The organism is Gemmobacter sp. (assembly GCF_016792925.1).
Taxonomy (GTDB): Bacteria; Pseudomonadota; Alphaproteobacteria; order Rhodobacterales; family Rhodobacteraceae; genus Gemmobacter.
This window is the reverse complement of the sequence record NZ_JAEULU010000080.1, coordinates 1-5,091: the sequence shown is the minus strand read 5'-3', so window position 1 is coordinate 5,091 and position 5,091 is coordinate 1. Positions and strand designations below refer to the sequence as shown.

6 protein-coding genes are annotated in these 5,091 nt (G+C 63.8%); 2 read left to right on the top strand and 4 right to left on the bottom strand.

Annotation, left to right across the window (positions count from 1 at the left end; all coding sequences use genetic code 11):
- Positions 1 to 627: alpha/beta hydrolase (locus JNN06_RS04155; RefSeq protein WP_291238335.1), on the bottom strand; the 627-nt coding region annotated here is incomplete at its 3' end.
- A 56-nt stretch (positions 628 to 683) separates the two neighbouring features.
- The gene (locus tag JNN06_RS04150; protein WP_291238334.1) at positions 684 to 1,418 is read right to left on the bottom strand and encodes an alpha/beta hydrolase; all 735 of its coding nucleotides are present in this window, start codon (positions 1,416 to 1,418) and stop codon (positions 684 to 686) included.
- Positions 1,419 to 2,094: 676 nt separating this feature from the next.
- Between JNN06_RS04150 and thrS the strand changes: the two genes are divergently transcribed.
- On the top strand, positions 2,095 to 4,032 hold the full coding sequence (gene thrS, locus JNN06_RS04145) for a threonine--tRNA ligase (protein WP_291238333.1): 1,938 nt from the start codon (positions 2,095 to 2,097) through the stop codon (positions 4,030 to 4,032).
- Between the two features lie 205 nt (positions 4,033 to 4,237).
- Positions 4,238 to 4,444, top strand: coding sequence for a cold-shock protein (locus tag JNN06_RS04140; protein WP_189634377.1), 207 nt, complete (start codon positions 4,238 to 4,240; stop codon positions 4,442 to 4,444).
- A gap of 51 nt (positions 4,445 to 4,495) precedes the next feature.
- Here the strand turns inward: JNN06_RS04140 and JNN06_RS04135 are convergent, their stop codons facing one another.
- Positions 4,496 to 4,819, bottom strand: coding sequence for an ArsC/Spx/MgsR family protein (locus tag JNN06_RS04135; RefSeq protein WP_291238332.1), 324 nt, complete (start codon positions 4,817 to 4,819; stop codon positions 4,496 to 4,498).
- Positions 4,820 to 4,917: 98 nt separating this feature from the next.
- A partial coding sequence (locus JNN06_RS04130) for a DUF2177 family protein (protein ID WP_291238336.1) occupies positions 4,918 to 5,091 on the bottom strand: 174 nt, incomplete at its 5' end.

Here is a 5,091-nt window from a genome sequence, read left to right as displayed (position 1 = left end):
CAGATGCCCGACGCCCTCGAAAATCTTCAACCGGCCAAAGGGCATCAGCTTGGCCACAAACTCGTGCCGCCGCACCGGCACCACCGTATCGCGCGCGCCCCCCATCACCAGCGCGGGCACCATCGCCCGCCGCATGGTCTTTTGCTGATCGGGCCGCCGCTGCATCACCCGCGATTGCGCCAAAAACACGCCCTCGCCCAGAAACTCCGCCATCTCGCGCAGCCGTGCCTGTGCCTCCGCCGCCCTCGGCCCCATATCCGCCACCGGATATTCCTCGGCCAGCGCCTGCCACAGCCGCCCCGAGCGCGCCGCCACCATCCGCGCCTCGCGCGCCGCCGCCACCGCAGGCGGCTCCTGCAAGGGGTTGGTCGAGATCAGCGCGATCCGCGTCACCCGGTCGAGGCCCCGGCGCAGCACATCCATCGCCACATCCCCGCCCATGCCACAGCCCACCAGCGCAAATTTGGCGGGTGCCGCAGCCAGCACCTGCGCCGCCATCTCCTCGATGCTGGCGCCCTTGGGCTGCACCACCGTCACGGGGCGATGCTGGCTCAGATGAAGCAGCTGATGCGCCCAAAGCCGGGCGTCGCACAGCAGCCCCGGCAACAGGATAACCGGCTCCGTCATGGATGAATACTCGTGCCTCTGGCCCGCTCTGCGGGCTCGTTTATTGTCGGACCAGCTTACAGCAGCTCTTCCACCGCCGCCACCATCAGATCGAGGCATTCCGGCGTCGAAAAGCGATGATCCGCGCCTTTCACCAGCAGCAGCCGCGCATCGGGGCTGTCGGCATGATCCAAAAGCCGCAGCGCCACCGAGGGCGGCACATCCACATCTGCCGTGCCCTGCAACAGCCGCAGCGGGACGGGCAGCCGGAGCGCCGCGCGCAAGACCAGATGCCGCCGCCCATCCTCGATCAGCTTTTTCGTGATGATATAGGGCGCGTCGCTATAGTCCGAGGGTTGCTCCAGCCGCCCGGCCATCACCGCCGCGCGCTCTGCCTCGGTGAAGCTCGCCCACATCAGGTCTTCGGTGAAATCGGGCGCGGCGGCGATGCCCACAAGGCCCGCCACCCGCTCCGGCATGGCTTTCGCGGCCAGCAGCGCCATCCAGCCGCCCATGGACGACCCCACAAGCACCTGCGGCCCCGTGGTCAGCGCCGCAATTGCGGCCTGGGCATCCGCCGCCCAGTCGCCAATGCAACCGTCCAGAAAATCGCCCGAGGATTGCCCATGCCCCGAGTAATCAAACCGCAGAAAAGCCCGGCCCGTGGCCTCGGCCCAGGCTTGCAGATGAAGCGCCTTGGTGCCAGTCATGTCGGATTTGAAGCCGCCCAGGAACACCACACCCGGCCCCTGCCCCGCCGTCCGGTGATAGGCAATCCGCCGCCCCTGCGGCGTGGTCAGAAATTCGGTCATCAAGCGCCCCCTTTGGTTGCGCGTCTATTACCAGAGCGCGCCGGGCCTTGGCAAAGCCTGTTGCCCCCCTTTCTATCAACCGGCCCCCATGGCCGAGGCTATCGCCGAGGTCACGCGGCGCCGTTTCCACATCGGGCCTGTATCATTTGGACTGATACGGTCTTGCTCCAACACTCTCAAAGGGCCGGGAGAGCGAGATGCGTTTCCTAAACCCGGCCCCTATGGCCGAGGCCATCGCCGAGGTCACGCGGCACCGTTTCCGCGTTTGGGCCGGTGTCCCAAAGCCACCGGGTGAGCCGCCCGCCCTGCCGGGGTGAGGCAGGACCGTGGCCCCTGATGGGGCCGCGTAAGCCTGCCGAACGGCGCTTTCGCGCCCACCGGGCGGGCACCGGCCTCCCGATCACGCGTAGACCCGGTCTTGCTGACAGCTTCCCAAAGGGCCGGGAAAACGCGCTGCGTTTTCTGATCCGGCCCCACAAAGCGTATAGCCGGTTACACATCGTGCCCCAAACAGGTCCAAAGCGTATACCGCCTTACCCTTTGCCCCCGAAACCACCCCCAAACTGTATATCCCGTTACACTTGTTGACTTTTCGCCCCTCCCGGCGCACAACCCGGGCCATCATAACCCGCAACCGGGCGTTCCGTGGGCGCCAAACTGACGAGGATCAAGGCCTATGCCTCAGATTTCCCTGACATTTCCCGATGGCAACACGCGCGAGTTCGCGGCAGGCGTGACGCCTGCCGAAGTGGCAGCCGCCATCTCCACCAGCCTCGCCAAAAAGGCGATCTCCGCCACGGTGAACGGCGCCCATTGGGATTTGCAATGGCCCATATCTGGGGATGCCACCATCGCCATCCACACGATGCAGGATGACGCCCCGGCGCTGGAGCTGATCCGCCACGACCTCGCGCATATCATGGCCCGCGCCGTGCAAGAGATCTGGCCCGATGTCAAAGTCACCATCGGCCCCGTCCGCGACCATGGCTGGTTCTACGATTTCGACCGCGCCGAGCCCTTCACCCCCGAGGATCTGGGCGCGATCGAGGCCCGGATGAAGCAGATCATCAACGCCCGCGAACCTGTCAAAACCGAACTTTGGTCGCGCGAAAAGACCCGCAAATACTATGAAAATCGCGGCGAGCCTTTCAAAATCGAACTTCTGGATCGGATTCCAGAGGGCGAGGACATCCGCATGTATTGGCATGGCGGCTGGCAGGATCTCTGCCGCGGCCCACACCTGCAACACACCGGCCAAGTGCCCGCCGATGCTTTCAAGCTGACCCATGTGGCCGGCGCCTATTGGCTGGGCGACGCCACCCGCTCCATGCTGCAACGCATCTACGGCCTTGCCTTCAAGAACCGCGATGACCTGAAGGCCCATCTCACCATGCTGGAGGAGGCCGCCAAGCGCGACCACCGCAAGCTGGGCCGCGAGATGGACCTGTTCCATTTGCAGGAAGAGGCCCCTGGCATGATCTTCTGGCACCCGAATGGCTGGACGATCTACCGCACGCTGGAAGACTATATGCGCAAGCGCTTGCGCGAGGCGGATTACAAGGAAATCAAGACGCCTCAAGTGGTTGACCGCATCCTGTGGGAGAAATCCGGCCATTGGGAAGCCTACCGCGAGAACATGTTCATCGTCGAGGTGGACGAGGAAGGCGCCAAGGAAAAGCGCATCAACGCGCTCAAGCCCATGAACTGCCCCTGCCATGTGCAGGTCTATAATCAGGGCCTGAAATCCTACCGCGACCTGCCGCTGCGGCTGGCCGAGTTCGGCTCGTGCCACCGCTATGAATCCTCCGGCTCCATGCACGGGCTGATGCGCGTGCGCGGCTTCACGCAGGATGACGCGCATATCTTCTGCACCGAGGATCAGATCGAGGCCGAATGCGCAGGCTTCATCGCGCTTTTGTCCAGCGTTTACAAAGACCTGGGGTTCGAGAAGTTTGACATCAAGCTCTCCACCCGCCCCGATGTGCGCGTGGGTTCGGACGAGATCTGGGACAAGGCCGAGACCGCCTTGGAAAAGGCGATCAAGGGCCTTGGCCTGCCCTATGAGATCAACCCCGGCGACGGCGCCTTCTACGGCCCGAAGCTCGATTTCAAACTGACCGACGCCATCGGCCGCGAATGGCAATGCGGCACCTTCCAGGCCGACTTCAACCTGCCCGTCCGGCTGGATGCCGAATATGTCGGCGAAGACGGCATGAAGCACCGCCCCGTCATGCTGCACCGCGCCGTGCTGGGCTCGTTCGAGCGCTTCATCGGCATCCTGATCGAGAACTATGCGGGCAAACTGCCGTTCTGGCTGGCGCCGCGTCAGGTGGTGGTGGCCTCCATCGTTTCGGATGCCGACCCCTATGTGCTTGAAGTGACGGATCTTCTCAAGAAAGCGGGCATCCGGGTCGAGGCTGATACCCGCAACGAGAAGATCAATTACAAGGTGCGCGAGCATTCGGTGGGCAAGGTGCCGGTCATCCTCGCCATCGGCATGAAAGAGGTGGAGGAGCGCACGGTTTCCGTCCGCCGTCTGGGCGAAAACCGCACCGAAACCGCCAGCCTCGACGCCATTCTGGCCGAGCTGACGCAAGCCGCCCAAATGCCCTGACGCAGAATGCCGGGCCGGGGGATCAACCTCCGGCCCCGCAGTCTAACCAAAAATTATTGCGTTTTTATTGAACCGTGGCATCATTTGGCCTGTGACGACAGACTTTCGACCGCCTCCTGCCTTTCGGCAGCCCGAGAAGTGGAAGACCTGGCTGCACGACCCGCGGCAATCTCGCCCCGGGATGGCTGACTAAAGGAGAAGCGGCATGCCGACCGGCACCGTGAAATGGTTCAACGCCACCAAAGGTTATGGTTTCATTGCGCCCGATGACGGCGGCAAGGACGTGTTCGTCCACATCTCTGCGGTGGAACGTGCTGGCCTTAAAGGCCTGAATGACAACCAGAAAATCGGCTACGAGCTGCAATCGGGCCGCGATGGCCGGGCGTCGGCCTCGGATCTGAAACTGCTCTGAGCTGCCCTTGACGGCAGGTGAGGCGGCCCCCTGCCCGGGGGCCGTTTTCTGTTACAGCAGCGCCGTTTGCGTGGCGTCATCCCACCCGAGGAACAGCTTGTCCCCGGCGTCGATCAGCGGGCGTTTCATCACCGTGGGCTGGGCGGCGATCTGCGCCTCGGCCTCTGATTCCCGCAGGAAATCATTGAAGGCGCGGTACGTGGTCGAGGATTTGTTGATCAGCCGATCCCCGAATTCGCCCACGAAACGGGCAATCTCGGCCTCGGTCAGCGGATCTTTGCGGATGTCGCGGAAGGTCACGGCATGGCCTGCCGCCTCCAGCGCCTTGAGGGCCTTCTTGCAGGTGTCGCAGGTGGGGATGCCATAGAGGATCATCGGGTTGCTCCTTGCTTTGCCTGTGCCTAGCGCCTTGTTCGGACCGGGACAAGCCTTCGGACCGGGGCAAGCCGTCGCCGGGCAGGCATCGCCAGATGTCAGGCCAGCGCGCGGGTGATCGCCAGCCCGATGGCGGCAGAGGTGGCAGTCAGCACCGTGCCCCAGCTCAGATCGACGGCCACCATGGCCCAATGCCAGTCGCGCATGATGGCATAGCTGGTGAATTCATAGGTGCCATAGGCCATGAAGCCCAGCACGGCGGCCGAAATCCA

Coding starts and splice junctions, on each gene's coding strand:
- JNN06_RS04150 (WP_291238334.1), bottom strand. CDS start 1,418: ATGACCGAATTTCTGACCACGCCGCAGGGGCGGCGGATTGCCTATCAC.
- thrS (WP_291238333.1), top strand. CDS start 2,095: ATGCCTCAGATTTCCCTGACATTTCCCGATGGCAACACGCGCGAGTTC.
- JNN06_RS04140 (WP_189634377.1), top strand. CDS start 4,238: ATGCCGACCGGCACCGTGAAATGGTTCAACGCCACCAAAGGTTATGGT.
- JNN06_RS04135 (WP_291238332.1), bottom strand. CDS start 4,819: ATGATCCTCTATGGCATCCCCACCTGCGACACCTGCAAGAAGGCCCTC.